21 protein-coding genes are annotated in these 20,523 nt (G+C 62.4%); 6 read left to right on the top strand and 15 right to left on the bottom strand.

Annotation, left to right across the window (positions count from 1 at the left end; all coding sequences use genetic code 11):
* Window positions 1-263: 263 nt before the first annotated feature.
* Window positions 264-614 carry a VOC family protein gene (locus A9995_RS15220; protein WP_067614561.1) on the top strand — a complete coding sequence of 117 codons (351 nt, stop codon included), beginning with the start codon at window positions 264-266 and terminating at the stop codon, window positions 612-614.
* 572 nt (window positions 615-1,186) lie between these two features.
* On the opposite strand, the gene cueR is transcribed toward A9995_RS15220, so the two are convergent.
* Together cueR and A9995_RS15210 are read right to left on the bottom strand one after the other, a co-directional pair.
* Window positions 1,187-1,666 carry a Cu(I)-responsive transcriptional regulator gene (gene cueR / locus A9995_RS15215; RefSeq protein WP_067614571.1) on the bottom strand — a complete coding sequence of 160 codons (480 nt, stop codon included), beginning with the start codon at window positions 1,664-1,666 and terminating at the stop codon, window positions 1,187-1,189.
* Window positions 1,667-1,788: 122 nt separating this feature from the next.
* Entirely contained in the window at window positions 1,789-4,401 is a 2,613-nt protein-coding gene (locus tag A9995_RS15210) for a heavy metal translocating P-type ATPase (protein WP_067614559.1), read from the bottom strand.
* A gap of 151 nt (window positions 4,402-4,552) precedes the next feature.
* Here A9995_RS15210 and A9995_RS15205 point away from each other — a divergent pair, with 151 nt between their 5' ends.
* Window positions 4,553-4,753 carry a heavy-metal-associated domain-containing protein gene (locus A9995_RS15205; RefSeq protein WP_067614557.1) on the top strand — a complete coding sequence of 67 codons (201 nt, stop codon included), beginning with the start codon at window positions 4,553-4,555 and terminating at the stop codon, window positions 4,751-4,753.
* Window positions 4,754-4,799: 46 nt separating this feature from the next.
* On the opposite strand, the gene A9995_RS15200 is transcribed toward A9995_RS15205, so the two are convergent.
* Entirely contained in the window at window positions 4,800-5,846 is a 1,047-nt protein-coding gene (locus A9995_RS15200; protein WP_082992795.1) for a DMT family transporter, read from the bottom strand.
* 160 nt (window positions 5,847-6,006) lie between these two features.
* Between A9995_RS15200 and A9995_RS15195 the strand changes: the two genes are divergently transcribed.
* Window positions 6,007-6,936: a LysR family transcriptional regulator gene (locus A9995_RS15195; RefSeq protein ID WP_067614553.1), complete on the top strand. Its 930-nt coding sequence runs from the start codon at window positions 6,007-6,009 to the stop codon at window positions 6,934-6,936.
* Here A9995_RS15195 and A9995_RS15190 read toward each other — a convergent pair.
* Genes A9995_RS15190 through trbB form a run of 11 tightly spaced genes read right to left on the bottom strand, consistent with a single transcriptional unit; the run spans window position 6,933 to window position 16,505 of the window.
* Window positions 6,933-7,175 (bottom strand): DUF2274 domain-containing protein, encoded by a 243-nt coding sequence (locus A9995_RS15190; RefSeq protein WP_067614551.1) that lies wholly within the window; start codon window positions 7,173-7,175, stop codon window positions 6,933-6,935. The genes A9995_RS15195 and A9995_RS15190 overlap by 4 nt on opposite strands.
* Window positions 7,175-8,374, bottom strand: coding sequence for a TrbI/VirB10 family protein (locus A9995_RS15185; protein ID WP_067614549.1), 1,200 nt, complete (start codon window positions 8,372-8,374; stop codon window positions 7,175-7,177). The genes A9995_RS15190 and A9995_RS15185 overlap by 1 nt, the downstream gene beginning before the upstream one ends.
* A complete protein-coding gene (trbG, locus tag A9995_RS15180; RefSeq protein WP_067614547.1) occupies window positions 8,364-9,350 on the bottom strand; it encodes a P-type conjugative transfer protein TrbG in 987 nt (328 codons plus the stop codon). Before trbG ends, A9995_RS15185 begins: the two co-directional genes overlap by 11 nt.
* Entirely contained in the window at window positions 9,347-10,030 is a 684-nt protein-coding gene (gene trbF, locus A9995_RS15175) for a conjugal transfer protein TrbF (protein ID WP_067614545.1), read from the bottom strand. Before trbF ends, trbG begins: the two co-directional genes overlap by 4 nt.
* Entirely contained in the window at window positions 10,030-11,346 is a 1,317-nt protein-coding gene (gene trbL / locus A9995_RS15170) for a P-type conjugative transfer protein TrbL (protein ID WP_067614543.1), read from the bottom strand. Before trbL ends, trbF begins: the two co-directional genes overlap by 1 nt.
* 3 nt (window positions 11,347-11,349) lie before the next feature.
* Window positions 11,350-11,631, bottom strand: coding sequence for a putative entry exclusion protein TrbK-alt (gene trbK-alt / locus A9995_RS15165; protein WP_067614541.1), 282 nt, complete (start codon window positions 11,629-11,631; stop codon window positions 11,350-11,352).
* A gap of 2 nt (window positions 11,632-11,633) precedes the next feature.
* Window positions 11,634-12,398, bottom strand: coding sequence for a P-type conjugative transfer protein TrbJ (gene trbJ, locus A9995_RS15160; RefSeq protein ID WP_067614539.1), 765 nt, complete (start codon window positions 12,396-12,398; stop codon window positions 11,634-11,636).
* The gene (gene trbE, locus A9995_RS15155; RefSeq protein ID WP_082992794.1) at window positions 12,395-14,917 is read right to left on the bottom strand and encodes a conjugal transfer protein TrbE; all 2,523 of its coding nucleotides are present in this window, start codon (window positions 14,915-14,917) and stop codon (window positions 12,395-12,397) included. Before trbE ends, trbJ begins: the two co-directional genes overlap by 4 nt.
* Window positions 14,918-14,924: 7 nt before the next feature.
* A complete protein-coding gene (locus A9995_RS15150) occupies window positions 14,925-15,194 on the bottom strand; it encodes a VirB3 family type IV secretion system protein (RefSeq protein ID WP_067614537.1) in 270 nt (89 codons plus the stop codon).
* A complete protein-coding gene (locus tag A9995_RS15145) occupies window positions 15,194-15,526 on the bottom strand; it encodes a TrbC/VirB2 family protein (RefSeq protein ID WP_067614535.1) in 333 nt (110 codons plus the stop codon). Before A9995_RS15145 ends, A9995_RS15150 begins: the two co-directional genes overlap by 1 nt.
* Window positions 15,519-16,505, bottom strand: a complete 987-nt coding sequence (gene trbB / locus A9995_RS15140; protein WP_067614533.1) for a P-type conjugative transfer ATPase TrbB — start codon at window positions 16,503-16,505, stop codon at window positions 15,519-15,521. Before trbB ends, A9995_RS15145 begins: the two co-directional genes overlap by 8 nt.
* Before the next feature lie 293 nt (window positions 16,506-16,798).
* Here trbB and A9995_RS15135 point away from each other — a divergent pair, with 293 nt between their 5' ends.
* Both A9995_RS15135 and A9995_RS15130 read left to right on the top strand, forming a co-directional pair.
* Window positions 16,799-17,707, top strand: a complete 909-nt coding sequence (locus A9995_RS15135; protein WP_067614530.1) for a site-specific integrase — start codon at window positions 16,799-16,801, stop codon at window positions 17,705-17,707.
* Between the two features lie 6 nt (window positions 17,708-17,713).
* The gene (locus A9995_RS15130) at window positions 17,714-18,907 is read left to right on the top strand and encodes an IS91 family transposase (protein WP_067614528.1); all 1,194 of its coding nucleotides are present in this window, start codon (window positions 17,714-17,716) and stop codon (window positions 18,905-18,907) included.
* Between the two features lie 516 nt (window positions 18,908-19,423).
* Here A9995_RS15130 and A9995_RS16250 read toward each other — a convergent pair.
* Window positions 19,424-20,059 (bottom strand): TetR/AcrR family transcriptional regulator, encoded by a 636-nt coding sequence (locus A9995_RS16250; RefSeq protein ID WP_082992793.1) that lies wholly within the window; start codon window positions 20,057-20,059, stop codon window positions 19,424-19,426.
* A 35-nt stretch (window positions 20,060-20,094) separates the two neighbouring features.
* Between A9995_RS16250 and A9995_RS17135 the strand changes: the two genes are divergently transcribed.
* The gene (locus A9995_RS17135; protein ID WP_168157424.1) at window positions 20,095-20,493 is read left to right on the top strand and encodes a hypothetical protein; all 399 of its coding nucleotides are present in this window, start codon (window positions 20,095-20,097) and stop codon (window positions 20,491-20,493) included.
* The last annotated feature ends 30 nt before the right edge of the window (window positions 20,494-20,523 follow it).

Genomic DNA, 20,523 nt, shown 5'->3' with positions numbered 1-20,523 from the left:
ACGATGCCGGCGGGGGGACGACCCCCGCCGGGCTTTTGTGGCAATGCCGTGAATTATCGGCAGTGTCTCACTTTGAATTTCCGAAAAAGGCGAGCCACGGAACGTCAGCCAATTGCGGATAATGGTGGGAAGCGGAAAGTGTCACCAGGGGTGGACCCTCCACAAACGAGCGTTTTATAGCTCTGCCAAAGGTTCGCCAATTGGGGCCTTGCTGACATTGCTCGATCTGAATGGTATGTTTTGATCTAAGAGGAGAATAGCCCATGACTGTCAAACGCATCGTTTCAAATATCGCAGCAAGTTCGGTCGCTGATATACAGAAATTCTATTCGGATTTGTTTGATCTGCACGTCGTGATGGATCATGGCTGGATCGCAACTCTCGCATCGGGCGAGACTGCCTCGACGCAACTTAGTATTGCGACAGAAGGCGGCTCTGGAACTTCTGTGCCAGACCTGTCGATAGAGGTCGACGACGTTGATGCGGTCTACCAGAAAGCAAAGAAACTTGGCCATCACATTGAATATGAGCTGACCGATGAACCGTGGGGCGTCCGCCGCTTCTATCTTAGCGACCCGACAGGAAAACTGCTCAATGTTCTCGCCCACCCTTAATACAAACCGGGTTTGCGCCACATCATGTCGACCGATCAAAAACGACCGTTTGTTGAGCGACGGCTTTCGGGAAACTCGCAATTGGACACCGACGATTTTCTGACGCTGAACGGCAGGAAGTGGTGGAAAGCGGAATGGCATGTTTGAAGTTTGGCGTTGGAAAAGCCGACGCTGAACTACTGGGCTACTTACGACAGAAAGTAAACCTGAGAAGCGCGGGGCCAGATAGGTTCAATAAACCCCAACAACCGCTTTGGTTTTGAAGGGAGTTTTTGGCGTCGTTAAGTGTGGCCTAGGACGGCCCCTCCACCAAAGAGTGCTTGTGGAGCTACTCGGAATCCACCATGATATCTCATTGGCGCTGCTGTCGGCCGTGGCATCACATCACTCCGCCCTTCACGAGCGTCCAGATGCTAATTGTCATCATTATGAGGTTTTCGCTAAGCGCTACAAATCCGCGCGGCACGTTGTTCGGCCCGGCGGCACCCGCGCATTTGAGTTCGCGCTTGTTGATACAACCCGTTTTGAAGACGCTGCCGGACCTTAAACTAGGTGTTGTGCAATCAAGCGCCTCAGGCGCTCAGCCTATGCGTCTGCGGGCGCAGTCCCCCAGGATTGCCGAAGCGGCGCGGTTCTCGCGATTGGCGTGGGGGCGGACAGCGTCCGCCTTCAGCCAGACCGTCTATGATGGGGCAATCCGGACGATGATCGCCATTGCAGCCATCGGCGAGCGTCTCCAGGGTCGTGATCATTTCATCGATCTCGGCCCTCTTGACCTTCATCTTCTCGACATGGCCGAGCGCCAACGCTTTCACGTCTGCACTGTGGCGTTCCCGATCGCTCCACAGCGCCAGCAATTCGCCGATCTGCTCGACGGTGAAGCCGAGGTCGCGGGCGCGGCGGATGAGACGGAGCCGGTGCACGTCGCTATCGTCATAGTCGCGGTAACCGGAATCGCGCCGGGCCGCCTCGGGGATAAGCCCGTTCTCCTCATAATAACGGATCATCTTGGCGCTGACGCCTGAAGCTCTTGCTGCTTGTCCAATCTGCATCATTATTCTCCTCGTTACACTATACATATTTCGCCATCACGAGGCCACTTCTTCGGGGTGGGGGGTAATGAAGCTATCCGCATGGAGGTCTTCGGCTTTGCAACTGAACTTCTCCTTTCGTTTTATGCGGCCGTGACCGGATTTGGCTGCACGGAACCGGTTGTTGCATGGTCCAGACGGTCAGCGGTGTCTTCGTCGGCCGTAGCTTCGTCGCGGGTTCCGATGACCGGACGGAATCGCTTCAGCCGTAGGGCATTGGTAAGAACGAAGATGCTCGAGAAGGTCATCGCGCCTGCCGCGAGGATCGGCGATAGCAATATGCCGGTCGCCGGGTAGATCACGCCTGCGGCCACCGGGATCAGCGCGGCGTTGTAGGCGAACGCCCAGAACAGGTTCTGCTTGATGTTCTTGATCGTCGCCTTGGAAAGGGCGATTGCGTTCACGACGCCGCGCAGGTCACCCGACATCAACACGACATCGGCCGACTCGATCGCGATGTCGGTGCCGGTGCCGATCGCGAGACCGACATCGGACTCGGCGAGCGCCGGCGCATCATTGATACCGTCCCCGACGAATGCCACCCGGCGGCCACCCTGTCGTAGCGCATGGATCGCCTCGACTTTGCCGTCGGGAAGCACTTCGGGGATGACTTCGTCGATCCCGAGCTGGCGGGCGACGGCCTCGGCCGTAGCGCGATTGTCGCCGGTGATCATCGCCACCTGCAGGCCGAGCTCGTGGAGCGCGCGGATCGCTTCGGGCGTGGTGGGTTTGATCGGGTCGGCGACCGCGATGATCGCGGCCAATTTGCCGTCGATCGCCGCATAGAGCGGCGATTTGCCTTCATGGCCAAGACGCTCCGCCTCGGCTGCGAATTCCCGCACCTCATAGCCCAGCTTCGTCATGAAACGGTCCGCACCGACCTCCACCTGACGCTCGCCGACTTTGGCCGCTACGCCGTAGCCGGGCACTGCCTCGAAAGCTTGGGGAGCTCGTACGGCAAGGCCCTGCCCTTCGGCGGCCGCGACGATCGCTTCGGCGATCGGATGTTCGGACTTGGTCTCGACGCTGGCGACCAACGCCAACACCTCTTCACGGGAAAAGCCGGATGCAGGCGCGAGATCGGTCAGCTCCGGCCGGCCATTGGTGAGCGTGCCCGTCTTGTCGAGCGCGATCACTTCGACGTCGCGCAGCGATTGTAAGGCTTCGCCCTTGCGAAATAGCACACCTAGTTCCGCCGCACAGCCGGTTCCGACCATGATCGAGGTCGGCGTGGCGAGACCCATCGCACACGGGCAGGCGATGATGAGCACCGCAACGGCGTTGACGAGCGCAAAGGTAAGCGCGGGCGCTGGCCCGAAGACTAGCCAGATGAAGAAGGTCAGCGCGGCCGCGCCCATCACCGCCGGCACAAACCAAGCGGTGACCTTGTCGACCAAGGCCTGAATCGGCAGCTTCGAGCCCTGCGCCTGTTCGACCATGCGAATGATCTGGGCGAGCACCGTATCGCCGCCCACCTTGGTCGCGCGGAAGCTGAAGGCGCCGTTCTTGTTGATCGTGCCGCCGACCACTTCGGCGCCCTCGCTCTTGGAGACGGGAACCGGCTCACCGGTGATCATCGATTCGTCGACATAGGATGAGCCTTCGACCACTTCGCCATCGACCGGCACCTTCTCGCCGGGCCGGACCTGGACGATATCGCCCGCGCGCACTTCTGCAAGTGGCACCTCGACCGGCTTGCCGTCGCGCAGCACCCGGGCGGTCTTGGCCTGGAGGCCGACGAGGCGCTTGATCGCCTCCGAAGTGCGGCCCTTCGCCTTTCCTTCGAGATAGCGTCCGAGCAGGATGAGCGTCACGATCACCGCCGCCGCCTCGTAATAAATATTGGCGGTTCCAGCAGGCAGCACGCCAACCGCGAAGGTGGCGACCACCGAATAGCCCCAGGCGGCGCTGGTGCCGACGGTAACCAGCGAATTCATGTCTGGAGTGCCGCGAAGGAGCGCGGGAACGCCTTTTTTGAAGAAGCGCAGCCCAGGTCCAAACAGGACCATCGTTGTCAGCGCAAACTGAATTAGCCAGCTTGTCTGCATACCGATACCGGTCATCACGAAGTCATGCATGGCGGGGATGAGGTGCGAGCCCATCTCCAGCACAAAAACAGGGAATGTAAGCAGCGCGGCAAGAATCAGCGAACGGCGAAGGCTCACCATCTCACGCTCGCGGGCCTGCGCCTGACCGTCCTGCGCCGTGCTTCCGGTCTCGATCCGGCGCGGCGTGTAACCTGCACCGCGGATCGCCGCTTCGAGATTTTCAATCGAGATGTCGCTGCCGTCCGATCGGACGCTGACCCGCTCGGTCGCGAGATTGACGGTGGCGGACGCGACCCCCGAAACGCTCCGGACAGCCTTTTCGACATGGCCGACGCACGACACGCAGGTCATGCCTTCGACGCGTAATTCGAGAATTCCTGGCTCGGCGGGCGCGTCCGCAACGTCGTAGCCCGCGCTCTTGATGGCCTTGGCCACCCCTGCCTCGTCCGGTGCTCCGGAAAAGATTACATCGGCGCGTTCGGTGGCGAGATTCACATTGACCGATCTTACGCCGGGCACCTTAGCGACCGCTTTTTCGACATGCCCGACGCACGACGCGCAGGTCATGCCCAGGACCGGCACGCTGATCGTCATATTTTCGCTTGAGGAAGCGGTTTCGGACCGTTCCTCGTCAATAAGTAGAGCCATGATAACGTCTCCCGATCGGGTGATTTACCAAGCAAATGGGGCTTCCAATGATGGGAAGGTCAAGGGGTGAAAAGGAAAAAGCGCTGCGCTCTTGACCTTCCAACGATGGTAATCGCCACCTTGGGGTCAGTTCATACCCTTGGAGGCTTCCATGATCCGATTTCAAGTTTCTCAGATGACCTGCGGCGGTTGCGCCCGGTCGGTCACCAATGCCGTGAAGAGCGTCGATCCCGACGCGAAGGTCGAGGTCGATATTCCCGCCGGGACGGTAGCAATCGATGGCGATGCCAGCGAGCAGGAACTCGTCGCAGTCATCCGCGAGGCGGGATATGAACCTAGCCTCGCTCGGTAACCGATTTGTGGACTTATGGTCGTCAACGCCGCTGGTAGGGCGGCGTCTATTCGCCGTGCGCCTGCGAGTTGCCTTGCGCCTGCGAAACAGAAAAAGTGGTCGCGGAGCAGTTGGCGTTGACGCTGACTTTCGCTTCTCCGCTCTTCAGATCGTCACGGATGATCAGAATTACACCCGCGAAGACGACGGCGAAGCCGACCAGGTGGACCGCTTTGAAGGACTTGCCGAGGAGGAGATAGGACAGCAGCAGCGCGCTGACCGGCATGATGCCCATGAAGGCCGCGGCGATGCTGCCCTCGGTCTTCGAGACCCCGGCATACCAAAGCAGCGAACCGAGTCCCATCGTGCCCCCGCCCCACCAGAAAACTGCTATCCAAGCATCTGGCGATATCTCCGCCCACTTCACTTCCTGCCATTCATTCGCCGCAAAAGGCAAAAAGAGCGGCAGCGATAGAAGCCCGGCCCAAAAGGCGATCTTGAGAGGCGAAGCGCGTTTCGTGGCCAATTTGCCGAGCAACGTATAGGCGGCCTCACAACAGACCGCAGCGAACACCAGCGCCGAACCAAGCAATAAACTGCCGGCGGAGCCTGCCCCAGACTGCCCGCCTTGCAAATGCAGCACGAGAACACCCGCGACCGCCAGTGCGATCGCGGCCGCTTTCCTGAGGCCGAGCCTCTCCCGGAAAAACAGGAAGGCCGCCATCGCCGTGACGGCCGGCGTCACGCTCATAACGATCGACCCGATAAAGCCGGAGACAAGCGCCATGCCAAAGAGCATCAAGACGGAAAAGCCGAACATCCCGAAAAAGGCGATGAGCGCGAACAGCATCCAGTCCCGGGCCGCCGGACGCGCAGCTGCGAAACCGCCGGCAAGGAGAAACGGCGCTAATACCAGTACGCCGATCGCCACGCGCAGTCCCGCGCCGGTAAAGGGCGGAAAGTCATTCGCGACCAGCTTGGCGACCGGCGTCGCGCTTCGAACAGCGCCATGCCAAGCGCAAGCTGCCCGTAGGTCAGCCAGCGGCCGGACGTGCGCATGGAAGTCGACGAGTTCATCCAGGCACTTGGCGCCCTCCAACGCTGTCAAGGTCAACCATGTTCGTAGATATCGTTTGACCTTGCCACCATGGCAACCGGCATTTTCCGATCTCCGACACTGCAGGAGCGCGGGGTGATCGACGACATATTCGCGGCATCAGTACCAGGGACTCAAATGTTACTGCTCGGCATTGGCAGTCGGCAGACTTTGCACGATGGTGTCCCGGATCGCGGACAAGGTGTCGATTAAGATTCGCCATCTGCGCTATGTTACCGCCGCCGCCGAACATGGCAGCTTTCGGCGGGCAGCGGAGATGTTGGGTATCCACCAATCCGCCGTCAGTCGTAGGATTGCGGACTTGGAAGGTGAGATCGGGGTCGCGCTTTTCCTTCGTCATCATTCTGGCGTTACTCTCACCCATGCCGGTAAAAAATTCCTGGCTCGCTCGCGTAAAGCCCTCAGTGAGATAGATCATGCCGCGATGGATGCAGGGTCATTCGGACGCGGTGAAATCGGTACTATTCGCATCGGGATTTTCTCGTCGCTCGCATCGGGGTTCCTCGCGGAACTGCTTCACGTCTACGCGGCCGACAATCCCCGGATCACACTGGACCTCGTCGAGGGAAGTCCGATCAAACACGTAACAGCGATCCAAAGATACGATCTGGACGTCGCGTTCCTGACCGGCAATCTTTTCGAAAACGGATGCGATAGCGCGCAATTATGGATCGAGCGTGTCTTCTTGGCTCTCCCGAGTGGTCATGCGTTGACAAGGAACGATGAAATTCGCTGGCGAGATCTTCGGCAGCAACAATTTATCGTCAGCGAGGCCGGGCCCGGGCCCGAAATCTTCGATTTCCTCGTGAAACATCTGTCAGAACTGGGACACCGTCCCAATATCGATCGCCGCGATGTCGGACGGGACAATCTGATGCATCTGGTCGCCATCGGTCAGGGCCTGACCCTGACGAGCGAGGCGACTACGGCGACGGCATTTCCTGGCATCGTCTATCGTCCGCTCGCTGACGAAACCCTGCCGTTCAGTGCGATCTGGTCACCGCGCAACGACAACCCGGCGTTTCGCCGGTTCCTGAGTCTTGCCAAGTCCATGGCAAAGCGCGAACGAAGATTCTCAAGCGTTTAGGGAGCCGTGTTACCATGACCCTTCGGCGCGCGGCGCGCTTTCGCAAACCCGCGATCGGTCGCCATGAACCGTTCGACCATTGGCGCGATCAGCTTGGCTGGCTCCCTGACGGGCTGGCCGGTCTCCCGGCCCAGCACTTCGGCATAGACCACCAGATTGCTGTGCACGTCTGCTGGTAATTCGATAGTCACCTTGACCGGCTTGTCGTCGGCGAGCGGTCCGAGTTTGAGCTTGGTCATCAATAACCTCTCTGTGGTTCGAGGATGAGATCGCGCGTGACGATCACGCGCACCGGGAAGCCCGGCCGGATCGTCAGAGTCGGCTGGATACCGAGTTGGCGCTGCACGATCTGCTGGCCGGCATCGTTGACCATATCCTGCGCGCCGTCACGGATCGCACCGACCAGACGGTCGCCGTCGTCGGTGGCCAGTTCGGCGCCGATGCCGAGCAACGTCGAGAGCGCTGCAGCCTTGGCGAGATCCCACCAGTGATAATCGACCCCGTCTTCCAGGCCGGCATAGCCTGCGGCATCCGCGCCGGGCTGCCTTTCGAGCACGATCGAGCGGCCACCTGGTAAGATGATGCGGTTCCAGACCAAGAGCATCCGGCGCTGGCCGAAGCCGACGCCATTGTCATATTCACCAACCAGCCGAGCGCCCTGCGGAATGAGCAGATAGCGACCGGACGGGCTATCGTAGACATTCTCGGTCACCTGGGCTGTGATCTGGCCCGGCAGATCGGAGCGGATTCCGGTAACGAGCGCGGCGGGAATGATCGTTCCAGCCTGAAGCGTGTAGGGCGACGGTGGCGGCGCGACGCGATCGGCTGACACCGTGCGGCGATCGACGTCCGCGCCCAGGAATGCCGATTGCCGTTCTTGCGCGGACGAGGGCCGCTGCTCGCTGGGTAACGCTGCTGGCAAGCCCCCGCCAAGACCGATCCCGGTAGCGGCTGAAGCTGGTCGGTTTCCGCCGCTGGACGCGCTGAAAAACAGTTCGCTGGTGCGCGCCGCTTCCAGCTCGGCCAGTCGGCGTTGCTCTTCCGGATCGGGGCCGGGAACCACTGTGGCGGGCACCGGGCGGCCCTCTTCCTGCGCACGGAGAATCGGACGCCCGAGATCACCGGGAAGTGCCGGTCCCAGTTGCGGAATGCTGCCATAGTCGGACGGCAGGCGGCGAAGCTCGTCGGCGGCCGGCCGGTTTTCCGTGGTGAACAGCTCGTTCGGTCCCACACCATCGTTGCGGCCCTGAAGCGCGAAGATCAGCGCACCGCCGATACCCAGACACACGATGATGGCGAGTCCAGCAAGCACTTTTCGGGACAGACGCACGACGCGCGGTGGTGCGGCCCGCAAGCGAAACGCTTCGTTCGCGTCTTTTCTGTCCGGCGTGCCGGCGGGTTCCGTGGCGAGGTCTGCACCATCAGGACTATCGGTCATTGCTTCGATCCTCCGCTGTGGCCCTGGACGGGCTGCTCCTCACGCCGTCGGCGCGCACGATGCGAACCCGCTGTTGATCCTCCCCGCCAAGGCGCAGTTCGGCCGCCGCGAACAACCGGTCGACGATGAGGATGTTGCGATGGACGCGGGTGTTGACGAGCTGCGCCGCGCCATCGGACCCGATGACGAACAGCGGCGGCATCTCGCCCTGAACGATCCCGCGCGGGAAGACGACATAAACGCGTCTGCCATCGTCGAAGACGGTTTGTGGCCGCCAAGGGGGTGTGTCCCCCTCCAACCCATACCGATAGCGCCGCTGGGCCGCTGGCGGAATGACCGCCTCAGCCAGGGCGGGTGGCCCCGACGTAAATTGCTGCGGCGGATAGGCCCAGGCGACCGACGGCATATAGGACGCTTCGTTGGCGTGTAGTTCAACGAGATAGATCCGCCTGTCGGTGCTGATCACGAGATTGGTGGAGATGTCGGGCCGTGTCGGTTTCACGAGGATATGGACGCGCTGTTCTCGTCCGCTGCCGCTTGGCGTGTCGCCGATAATCCACCGCGCGGTATCGCCCGCGGCGATCGGTCCGTCGCCAATGAGGCGTTCCCCTGCTTCGAGCACAATCGTGGTGATCTGACCGGGGGCGGCATAGACTTGGTAGAGCGCTCCCTCACTGTACGGGAAGACCTGGATGGCATTGTAGTAGCCCTCGCGGCGAGGTTCGACGCGGGCGGCGGCGTTCGCATTGATGACGCGGGTATCCGGTGTGCGCGCATTCTCTCCGCCGCGCGAGGGCATCCAGGCGGGCGGTGTGTGCACGGGTACCGGCGCCTGCTCGACGACCGGTGGCGGTGGTGCCGGGAGTGGCGGCACATCGCTGTCATAGGTGATCTCCGGCGGCTTGTAGGTCGCGCACCCCGTTACGAGAAGTGCAATGGCCAAGGCGAGCGGGAGGGCGGAATATGAATGTCTCATTCCTGCAGCTCCCGCGACCAGTTAATGGCGTGGACATAGATGCCGAGCGGGTTTTTGCGCAGCCGCTCGGTGGTGCGCGGCGGTTGCACCGAGATGGTCAGGATCGCGGTCCAGCGTTCGGTCGAGGCGAGACTGCCGTCGCGATAGCGCCGTTCGGTCCAGGCGATCCGGAAACTGTCGGGCGAGGCACGGATAACACTGGATACATCGACCGATATCTGCATCTCGCCGACCCTGGCGAACGGGTCGTTGGCCCGCGCATAATCGTTGAGCGCCAGCGCCCCGCGATCGGTGGTGAAGTCATAGGCTCTGAGCCAGTTCTGGCGCACGATGATCGGATCGGCGGCAACCGAGCGGACCTGCTCGATGAAGCGCGCCAGATGGAACGCGATCTGCGGATCGGTCGGCCGGTAGTCGGCCGTGGCGGGCGCAACAGTCCGCGCCTCGCCCAGATTGTCGACTTCGACCACCCAGGGCTGAATCGTCCCGCGCGCCGATTGCCAGACGAGGCCGCCGGCAAGACCGCCCGCGAGCAGCAAAGAAGCAAAGGCCAACAAACGCCAGTTCTTGGCCTGGACACGGGCGGAGCCGATGCGCTCGTCCCAGACTTGCGCGGCCTTCTGATAGGGCGTTTCGGGTTCGGGGGTCTTGCCGTAGCGGAGGGAGGATCGTTTGAACATCAGCGGTCACTTTCGGAAAGATTGATGGAAGCACCGCCGCCTTGGCTGTCTCCGGAGCGGACTGCATGGGCGGCGGCGGTCGTGCCGTGTTGGAGGGATTGCGAGCGTTTCATGCGTTTCGCCCAAGCGGGCTGCGCGGACGGGGAAGCGGCGGATGCCGTATCAGCGGCTCCGCCCTTGAGCGTTCCGGCGCTCGCCTCGATCGCGGTGCGAGCTCCGCTGCGGGCGCTGTCGCGCATCGCGCCTGCGGCGCGTTTCAAGGGGCTTGCTGCAATACCGGCTCCGGCTCGGGCCACACCGCCCATGCCGCCCGCGACACCTGCCGCCCCGCTCTTTCCGGCCGAGCCGAGACTATAGGCGGCCGTCGTTCCGCCGGTCATGGCCGCACCGCCACGTGCGCCTGCGGCAGCTCCCTTTGCGACTGCACCTGCCGCCATCCCCGTTCCGGCTACAGCTGCACCGGTCACGCCGACGGCGGCAACGCCGGTTCCGATCGCGGCTCCTGCGCCAAGCTGCGGACCGCCCGAGATCAACCCATTGGCGATGCCGGGACCGAAGATGCCGAGGCCGAGCAAAGACAGCGCCGCGAGCACGATCGCCATGGCGTCCTCGATATTGGGCTGCTCACCGCCGAACCCGGTGGTGAACTCGGCGAACAGCGTCGAGCCTATGCCGATGATGACGGCGAGCACGAGCACCTTGATGCCGGAGGAGACGACATTGCCCAGCACGCGTTCGGCGAGGAAGGCGGTCTTGCCGAACAGCCCGAACGGGATGAGGATGAAGCCGGCGAGCGTGGTCAGCTTGAACTCGATCAGGGTGATGAAGAGCTGGATCGCGAGGACGAAGAAGGCGAGCAGCACCATCGCCCAGGCGAAGAGCAGCACCGCGATCTGGATGAAGTTCTCGAAGAAGGAGATATAGCCCAACAGTCCCGAGATCGATTCGAGGATCGGCCGCCCGGCATCGAGTCCGACCTGAGCGACCCTTCCGGGTCGCATAAGATCGGCGGCGGTGAACCCGGTGCCGGTGGCCTTGAGACCGAGGCCCGCGAAGCTCTCGAAGACGATGCGGGCGAGCGCGTTCCAGTTAGAGATAATATAGGCGAACATGCCGATAAAGAGCGTCTTCTTGACGAGACGTGCGAGGATGTCATCGTCGGCACCCCAGGCCCAGAACAGCGCCGCCAACGTCACATCGATGACGATCAATGTGGTCGCCAGGAACGCAACCTCGCCGCCGAGCAAACCAAAGCCGCTGTCGATATAGCGGGTGAAGACTTCGAGGAAGCGATCGATGACGCCGGTGCCGCCCATGTCCTATTCGTCCTCGGCTGTAGCAGAGTTCGTCGCCTCACCGGCGCTCAGGAAGCGGCGGCGGTTTTCGGCCCAGACGTCCAGGCACGCAAGGTCGCGCACCGCCGCTTCGCCGAGCGCCTGACAGCGTAGAAGCTCGCTGCCGAGCGGATCGGACGCAGCGCTCGCTGCAGGTCGAGACGCACGAGCCTCTTCCCCTTGCCGGCCAAGCTCGATGATCGCGACCACGATCGCGAGCAACAAGAACGCCGCGGCAGCGAGCCGGGCTAGAACCGTCCCGCCCATCGTCAGCCCCCGTCAGGGAACATCTCGGCATTGCCCGGCCGATAGCCCTCACCGGGTTCGAGAAAGCGGCGGCGCTGCTCGCGTGCCTGTTCCTGCGCGGCGGCGCGCTGAGCTGCTTCGAGGTTCTGCGCGCGGCCCTGCGCGGCGATGACGGCGGTGAGATCGGAGATCTGCTGCGCCTGCAAAGCGAGCAGCTGGTTGCCGGCCTGGGTCGCCTGGAGCGCGCCGGTCGCGGACTGGCTCGCACCGACCAGTGCCGACATCTGCGCGCGGTTGGTTTCGATATTACCGACGACACCGGCCTGTACGCGCATCGCGTCCTGCAATCCGGCGACTGTCGTTTGCCAGCGCTCCTTCGCGCCGTTGATCAACGCCCGGTCGGAGGTCGTGGTCGAGGCCGTGCCATAGGTGGTCTCGAAGGCCAGATCGATCTCGCGCACATCGTAGGCGATCCGCTGCGCTTCGCCGAGAAGTTGTTGCGTGCGCGCCACCGATTGCTGCAATTGCTGTAGCGAGGAATGCGGCAGGCTCACCAAGTTGCGCGCCTGATTGATCAGCATCTGCGCCTGATTCTGCAGCGAGGTGATCTGGTTATTGATCTGTTCGAGGGCGCGTGCGGCTTGTAGCACGTTCTGCGCATAGTTGGTCGGATCGTAGACGATCCCTCCGAACTGCGCCTGCGCAGGCGTCGTCAGGACCGGCGACAATAGCGGTGCGGTGAGCAACGCCGCCGCGAGACGGCGCACTCGAAGTCGTTTGGTAGTCATGGGGTCTTCTCCTTTTCAGCGGGGGTGGTCGGATCGGTGGTAAGGTCGGGTGCGATCTGGACGTCGGCATCTGCGGGCGCGGCGTCTCGATCGAGATTGGTGAGATCGGCAATCAGGTCCACCGCCCAACCGGCACCGCGCTCGGCGAGCCAGGCGGCCGCAAACCCGTCACGGTTATGTTCGGCGAGGATGCGAGCGATGGCGGCCTGATCGCTTTTCGATGATGTGGCGGTGAATGCGAGTGCCACCTCGCCAAGCCCGAGCTCGAACAGGCGGTTTCCGCGCCGGGACTGGCAATAATAGTCGCGCTTGGGCGTTGCACAGCTCAGAATCTCGATCTGCCGATCGTTCAGTCCAAAGCGGCGATAGATGGCCGTGATCTGCGGTTCGATCGCGCGTTCGTTGGGGAGGAACAGACGTGTCGGACAGCTCTCGATGATCGCGGGCGCGATCGGCGAGCCGTCGATGTCGGAGAGCGACTGGGTGGCAAAGACGACGCTGGCGTTCTTCTTCCTCAGCGTTTTCAGCCATTCGCGCAGCTGCCCGGCAAATCCCTCGTCGTCGAGCGCCAACCAGCCCTCGTCGATGATGAGGAGCGTCGGCGATCCCTCAAGCTGGCCTTCGATGCGATGAAACAGATAGGCGAGGACGGCCGGCGCGGCCCCTGTGCCGATCAGTCCCTCGGTCTCGAATGCCTGGACCGTCGTCTTGCCGAGCTGTTCAGCTTCGGCATCAAGCAGGCGCCCGAACGGCCCGCCGACGCAATAGGGTTGCAGCGCGCGCTTCAAATCCTGCGATTGCAGCAGTACCGACAATCCGGTCAGCGTCCTCTCACCGACAGGGGCGGAGGCGAGCGAGGACAGTGACGACCAGAGATGATCCTTCACTTCAGGGGTTACGGTGACACCCTCGCGCGCCAGGATGGCGGCGAGCCAACCCGCCGCCCAGCTTCGGGTCGCGGCGTCATCAATTCGTGCAAGCGGCTGAAGCGCGACCGGCTCCGACGCGTTATCCGACAGCGCCCCGCCAAGATCGTGCCAGTCGCCGCCCATGGCGAGCGCGGCGGCGCGGATAGAGCCGCCGAAATCGAACGCGAAGACCTGCGCGCCAGAATAGCGACGGAACTGCAAAGCCATCAAGGCGAGCAGCACCGACTTGCCCGCGCCGGTGGGACCAACCACCAGCGTATGCCCGACATCGCCGACATGAAGGGAAAACCGGAACGGGGTCGAGCCTTCGGTCTGGCCGAAGAGCAGTGGGGGAGCCGCAAAATGCTCGTCCCGTTCCGGCCCCGCCCACACCGCCGACAGCGGGATCATATGGGCGAGATTGAGTGTCGAGACCGGCGGCTGCCGGACATTGGCGTAGACATGGCCGGGCAGCGATCCGAGCCAGGCTTCGACCGCATTGACGGTTTCGGCAATGCAAGTGAAGTCACGGCCCTGAATGACTTTCTCGACGCTTCGGAGTTTCTCGTCAGCGATACGGGGGTCGGCGTCCCAGACCGTCACGGTCGCCGTCACATAGGCTTCGCCGATCAGGTCTGAGCCGAGTTCCTGCAGCGCCGCGTCGGCATCCATCGCCTTATTGTGGGCGTCGGTGTCGAGCAATGCCGACGCCTCGTTGGTCATGATCTCCTTGAGGATCGCGCCGATCGACTTGCGCTTGGCGAACCATTGCCGCCTGATTTTGGCGAGCAGCCGTGTCGCGTCGGTCTTGTCGAGCATCATGGCCCGCGTTGACCAGCGATAGGGAAAGGCGAGCCGATTGAGATCGTCGAGCAGGCCGGGCGTGGTCGCGCTCGGAAAACCGATAATCGTGAGGATGCGCAGATGCGCATCGCCTAGCATCGGCTCCAGCCCGGCGGTCAGCGGTTGATCGGCGAGCAGCGCGTCGAGATGCATCGGCACTTCGGGGACGCGGACGCGCTGAACCTTGGTCGAGATCGCCGAATGCAGATAGGTCAGCGTCTCGGCGTCATCGAGCCACGCGCATTCGGGCATGAAGCCCTCGATGAGCTGTAACACCCGGTTGGCGCGATCGACGAAACCGGCCAGAGTTTCACGGGCGTTAGCGCCGGTAGCGCGCTCACGGCCTTCATAGAGAAAGCGCTCGGCGCGCGCGGCCTCCTCAGCAGGCGGCAGAAACAGCAATGTCAGAAAATAGCGGGATTCGAAGTGAGCACCCTCTTCCTCGAACTGCGCCTTGCGTTCGGTATCGACCAGCGCTGACGCCGCATCGGGGAAACGGCTTGTCGGATAGGAGCTGGCGGGGACACGCTGCGCCTCGACGAACACCGCCCATCCCGAACCGAGACGGCGCAACGCATTGTTGATGCGGCCAGCGACCGCGACCAGTTCGGCGGGAACGGCGCTATCCAGATCGGGTCCGCGAAACCGCGCCGTGCGCTGGAACGAGCCATCCTTGTTGAGGACGACGCCGTCGCCCGCCAGCGCCGCCCAGGGCAGAAAGTCGGCCAGATAGCTCGATGTGCGGCGATACTCGGCGAGGTTCATCATGGCCGCCTCACACGCCCAGATGGCCGGGGATGCGCAAATGGCGCCGCACGACATCGACGAACAGCGGATCGCGCTTGGCCGCCCAGACCGCCGCGAAATGTCCGATCGCCCAGATGAGAATGCCGACCAGCCAGAGCCGCAGGCCAAGCCCGACAGCGGCCGCGAGCGTGCCGTTGAGGATGGCGATGGAGCGCGGCGCGCCGCCGAGCAGGATCGGTTCGGTCAGCGCGCGGTGGACGGGGATCGTGAATCCGGGAACGGGATCTGTGCTGTCCATCAGATCACCGCCCCGCCGCCGAACGAGAAGAAGGACAGGAAGAAGCTCGATGCGGCAAAGGCGATCGACAGACCGAAAACGATCTGGATCAGCCGCCGCGCACCGCCCGACGTATCACCGAAAGCGAGCGTCAGTCCGGTAATGATGATGATCATCACCGCGATGATTTTGGCCACCGGACCTTCGATCGATTCAAGGATCGATTGCAACGGTGCTTCCCATGGCATTGACGACCCGGCGGCGCGTGCCGTCGAGGCCATCGTCAGCGAGACAAGAGTGGCAAGGCAGAGCGCCTCGAACCGGTGACGAAGTGGAAGGGAAGTTTCAGTCATCAGGAATTCCTTCGCGATCTTGAGTTGCGTGGGTGAGGATGTAGTCGCCGGTCGGGCCGAGGCCGTCGACGCGAGCGAGTTCGGAAAGACGGCGGGCGTTGCCCCGGCCCGACAGAACAGCGATTAGATCGATAGTCTCGGCGATCAGCGCGCGCGGTACGGTGACGACGGCTTCCTGGATGAGCTGCTCCATACGGCGCAGGCTGCCGAGCGCAGTCCCTGCATGGATGGTGCCGATGCCGCCCGGATGACCGGTGCCCCAGGCTTTGAGGAGATCGAGCGCTTCGGACCCGCGCACCTCGCCGATCGGAATGCGGTCGGGGCGCAGGCGCAGCGATGAACGGACCAGATCGGAAAGCGAGGCGACATTGTCCTTGGTGCGCAGTGCCACCAGATTTTGCGCGGCGCATTGCAACTCACGCGTATCCTCGATCAGGACGACCCGATCATCGGTTTTGGCGACTTCGGCCAGCAACGCGTTGGTGAGTGTGGTCTTGCCGGTGGACGTCCCGCCGGCAACCAGGATGTTTCGACGCTCTGCGACCGCGGAGTACAGAGTCTCGGCCTGAGCCTCGGACATGATCTCGGCGGCGACGTAATCCTCGAGCGTAAAGACGGCGACGGCGGGTTTGCGGATCGCGAAGGTCGGGGCTGCCACGACAGGAGGTAGCAGCCCTTCGAAACGCTCCCCGGTCTCGGGAAGTTCGGCAGACACGCGAGGCGCGCCCGAATGAACCTCGGCTCCAACATGATGGGCGACCAATCGTATGATCCGCTCGCCATCGGCGGCGGAAAGTTGATCATCGGTTTCGCAAAGGCCCTCGGACAGCCGGTCGATCCAGAGCCGTCCGTCGGGATTGAGCATGACCTCGACGATTTGCGCATCGTCGAGATACCCAGCGATCGCCGGACCGAGCGCGGTGCGCAGCATGCGGCTCCCGCGTGAAACTGCCTCGGATTGCTGAAATGAAGTCGTCATGCTCGTCCCCGTCTGGTGGGACGTCAGATGACGGCCCTGGATCGGGGACGATTAAAAGAACTGGAAATGTGCCCGGCGCAACAGCCTCAAGGGCTTAGTAGTGCGCTGGCGTAGAAAGACAGGGAAACGGAGGGGTCTCCTGGCCTCAAAGGTGAACTACGAACGAAGCACGAACCGCTCCGCGGATTGGCGCTGTCGTTGAGGTAAGGCCGTCCAGCGAACGCCGGACCTGGATTGAACGTCAGCTGTCTTAGGCAGACCCTATCGGCTCCTTCAACCTGAGGAGTCGAACGATGAACGAGCTTATTTCGATCGGTACGGTTAGCCCGCTGCGCCAGCGGCTGATCGATGACATGACCATGCGGCGCTTTAGCCCCGAGACCCAGCGCAACTATCTGCGCGATGTCGGACGTTTCGCAACCTGGCTGGGGCGATCCCCTCATACCGCGAGTACAGAGGATATCCGCCGGTTCCAGATCGAGCAGCAACAGGCGGGCGTCCCGGCACCGACGATGAACAGCATCGTCGCGGCACTGCGGTTCTTCTTCACCCATACGCTCGACCGGCCCGATCTCGCGCGCAAGCTCGTCCGCACTGCCCACGCGCGCAAGATCCCGGTCGTTCTGACCATGGCCGAGATGAAGCGGCTGCTTGATGCAACACGCTGTCTCAAGCATCAGGCGGCCCTCTCGGTTGCCTATGGCGCAGGGCTGCGGGTCGCCGAGGTCTCCGCGCTCAAGGTAAGCGACGTCGACAGCAAGCGGAAGCTGCTGCGGATCGAGCGCGGTAAAGGCGGGCGCTACCGCAACGCCATGCTGCCCGAAGGCCTGCTCCTGCTGCTGCGCGACTGGTGGCGTGCCGGACGGCAGCAGGGCGTCCTGCTTCCCGATGGCTGGCTCTTCCCGGGACAGAATGCGAGGGTTCCGATCAGCACCCGGCAGCTGTACCGGGTCGTCGTCGAAGCGGCCGAAGCCGCGGATATCACCAAGCGGGTTGGACCGCACACCCTGCGCCACAGCTTCGCCACCCACCTGCTCGAAGACGGCGTGGATATCCGCGTCATCCAGGCACTGCTCGGCCACGCCAAGCTGGGCACCACCGCCTTCTATACGCAGGTTGCTACGAAGACGATGCGCGCGGTGACCAGTCCGCTCGACCGGCTGGCGCTCGCGCCGCCGCATGGGGAGCCGCCGGACGGCTGAGGCGGGATGCGCGCCTCACTCAAGGTCGCCGACATTTTCCGAGCTACAGGACCTGCGTACCGGGCCGCCAATGCCGGGCATCTGAGCCTGCATCAGCTCAAGATCATGTCGGCGATCGAGCATTGCCGCACCGCCGCTCTGGGCGGGCACGTCGAGGCCTGCACCGACTGCGGGCACTGGCGCATCGCCTACAACTCCTGCCGCAACCGGCATTGCCCCAGGTGCCAGGCCGCCGCCGCGCGCATCTGGCTCGAAGCGCGCGAGGCCGACCTGTTGCCGGTCGGCTATTTCCACGCCGTGTTCACGCTCCCCGCCGAGATCGCCGCCATCACCTTTACCAACAAGGCGCTGGTCTACGACCTGCTGTTCAAGGCTGCATCCGAGACGATGCTCACCATCGCCGCCGACCCCCGCCACCTGGGCGCCCGGATCGGCATCACCGCTGTCCTTCATACATGGGGGTCCGCGCTCACCCATCACCCGCACATCCACATGATCGTGCCGGGCGGCGGGATATCCTCTGACGGGACAAGGTGGATATCGGCGCGCCCGGCGTTCCTGCTGCCGGTGCGGGTCCTTGGCGCGCTGTTCCGCCGGCTGTTCCTGACCCGGCTGCTTGCGCTGCATGACGCCGGCAGGCTCGCCTTCTTCGGCAGCCTTGCTCATCTTGCCGACCGGCGTGCTTTCCTGCGGCACCTGTCGCCCGTCCGCAAGAAACGCTGGGTGGTCTACGCCAAGGCGCCCTTTGCCGGCCCCGAGGCGGTGCTTGCCTATCTGTCGCGCTACACCCACCGGGTGGCGATCTCGAACAGCCGCCTGATCTCGTTCGACGGGGCGAACGTCACCTTCCGCTACAAGGATTATCGCCGCAGCGGCGCCGACCGGCAGCAGGTCATGACACTCGCCGCCGACGAGTTCATCCGCCGCTTCCTTCTCCACGCCCTGCCGCGCGGGTTCCACCGTATCCGCCACTATGGCCTTCTTGCCAGCGCCAGGCGCAAGGCCCATCTCGAACGCGCTCGCCGCCTGCTCAACGTCGCGCCGCTGGTCGAGGACGATCCGCCCGCCGATCCGCCGGATGCCCGGCCGCCGTGCCCGTGCTGCGGCGGCCGCATGATCATCATCGAGACCTTCGAACGCCGCTATCAGCCCCGGGCACCGCCGCCATCGGTGCTCTCATCCGGGATACAGGCGCCGTGACCCGGTACGGTCTATCGCCCTCACCCTCCAGGAAAGCCATGCGCCTGGAAGAGGACCCGCTTGCGCCGGCCCTGTCCACAAGCGGACATCGCACTGCCAAATTCAGACTGTCTTCTTGTGGACAACCGCATTCTGGGCCGAAAATCAGCCGGTCTGCTTTCCGATCCGGCCACTTCTGGGCAGCAATCACCAGTTCCAGGAACGGCCCCAAACCGCTTTCTCCATAGCTCGGCCAGTGCGGCCCGCGGTTCGGGCACCGGCGACTTTCCGACGCCTTATGGCGTCCGAAACTCTTCACGATCTCAGTACGTCCGCTGTTGAGACTTTGAGGACGGTCTGCTTTTGGGCGGAAATAGCGAGAAGCCGCCACTGGCGCTTGCGGCGTGAATCGACCCAAAATTGGACATTAAGTGCCAAAAAACAGTCGCCCAAAAGCAGCCATTTCCTAAAGTAGCCGTAAGTTTGATCTCCCCCGGTCAAGTTTCGATCCAAAGTGGTTTAGATTTTGCAGATCAATCAATCCAATGCCTTTCCTAAGAGAGCGATTGCTGCTGCCAATCCTTCTAACGATCGCGATGCCGGTGGCAAATTGTTCAATGCGCCATCGGCAGCCAATGTTGCCAAACCATGAGTTGCCCCCCAGGCCAGTAGGGCAGTAGGCGGAAGTTCCTCTTTATTCGCTCGCTGTGTGCCGCCAAGAAGAAGCGATTCCAATCGGTTCATTGCTGTGCGGTAGTTCGGGTCATCGGTATCGAGCAATGCATCCCGGAAAACTGCCTGAAACGCACCCGGTCGTTCAAGAGCGAAACGTAAATAGCCGAGGCCGACCTGATAGAATGCGGTTCGTGGATCTACCGCATCTTTTGCTTCCCGCGCCATGTACTCGGCGAGTTGGTTAGCGCATCGCGTAGCAAAGGCGGTGAGCAGCGCCTGCTTATCGGCGAAATGACGGAACGCCGCCGCGTGCGAAACGCCGATAGCTTTTGCGGCAGCCCTGATCGTAACCGTTTCAATACCGTCTTCACGAACGATGTCTTCCACCGCGTTGAGCAGTGACGCACGTGCATCACCATGATGATAAGGTTTTTTTCCAACATCTTTTTTCATGTAGACACGAGTAACATTTTTCTTGACGAGCTTATACCCTTTCATGTTACAGCAGGTAACATACTTTTGGGAGAGGTTTCTTGGAACCGTCACTGGCCGGATTAAGGTTGATGTATCTTGTCGCTGTCATCGCAGCAGGAGTGGCCGGAGCAATTACACTGATGGCTCCTGCCATGGCAGGACGATACGTCTTCGGCGGAGATATCGACGTAGACGTGTTCATTCGAATACTCGGTGCGCTATGGCTGGCGATCGGGATCGTAGCGATTGCTGGCTTCATCGATCCAGTCCGCTACCTTCCGGTTCTGCTCATCCAGCTGCTTTACAAGATGGGTTGGCTGATCTTCGCAGCTTATCCCGCATTGCTATCGGGAAAGTCGTCGATCGGATTGGTGGTATTGACTGTCCTGTTCACCATTTGGGTGTTGGCGTTGATGGTGCTCGTCCCTTTCCGGCTTTTGCTGTTGGGCGGAGCATGAGCGCTGAGCTTCTAGCACGGGCTTTCGCCA

Origin of the sequence: Erythrobacter sp. QSSC1-22B (assembly GCF_001678665.1) — a bacterium.
Taxonomy (GTDB): Bacteria; Pseudomonadota; Alphaproteobacteria; order Sphingomonadales; family Sphingomonadaceae; genus Qipengyuania.
This window is presented reverse-complemented; position numbering and strand designations above follow the sequence as displayed.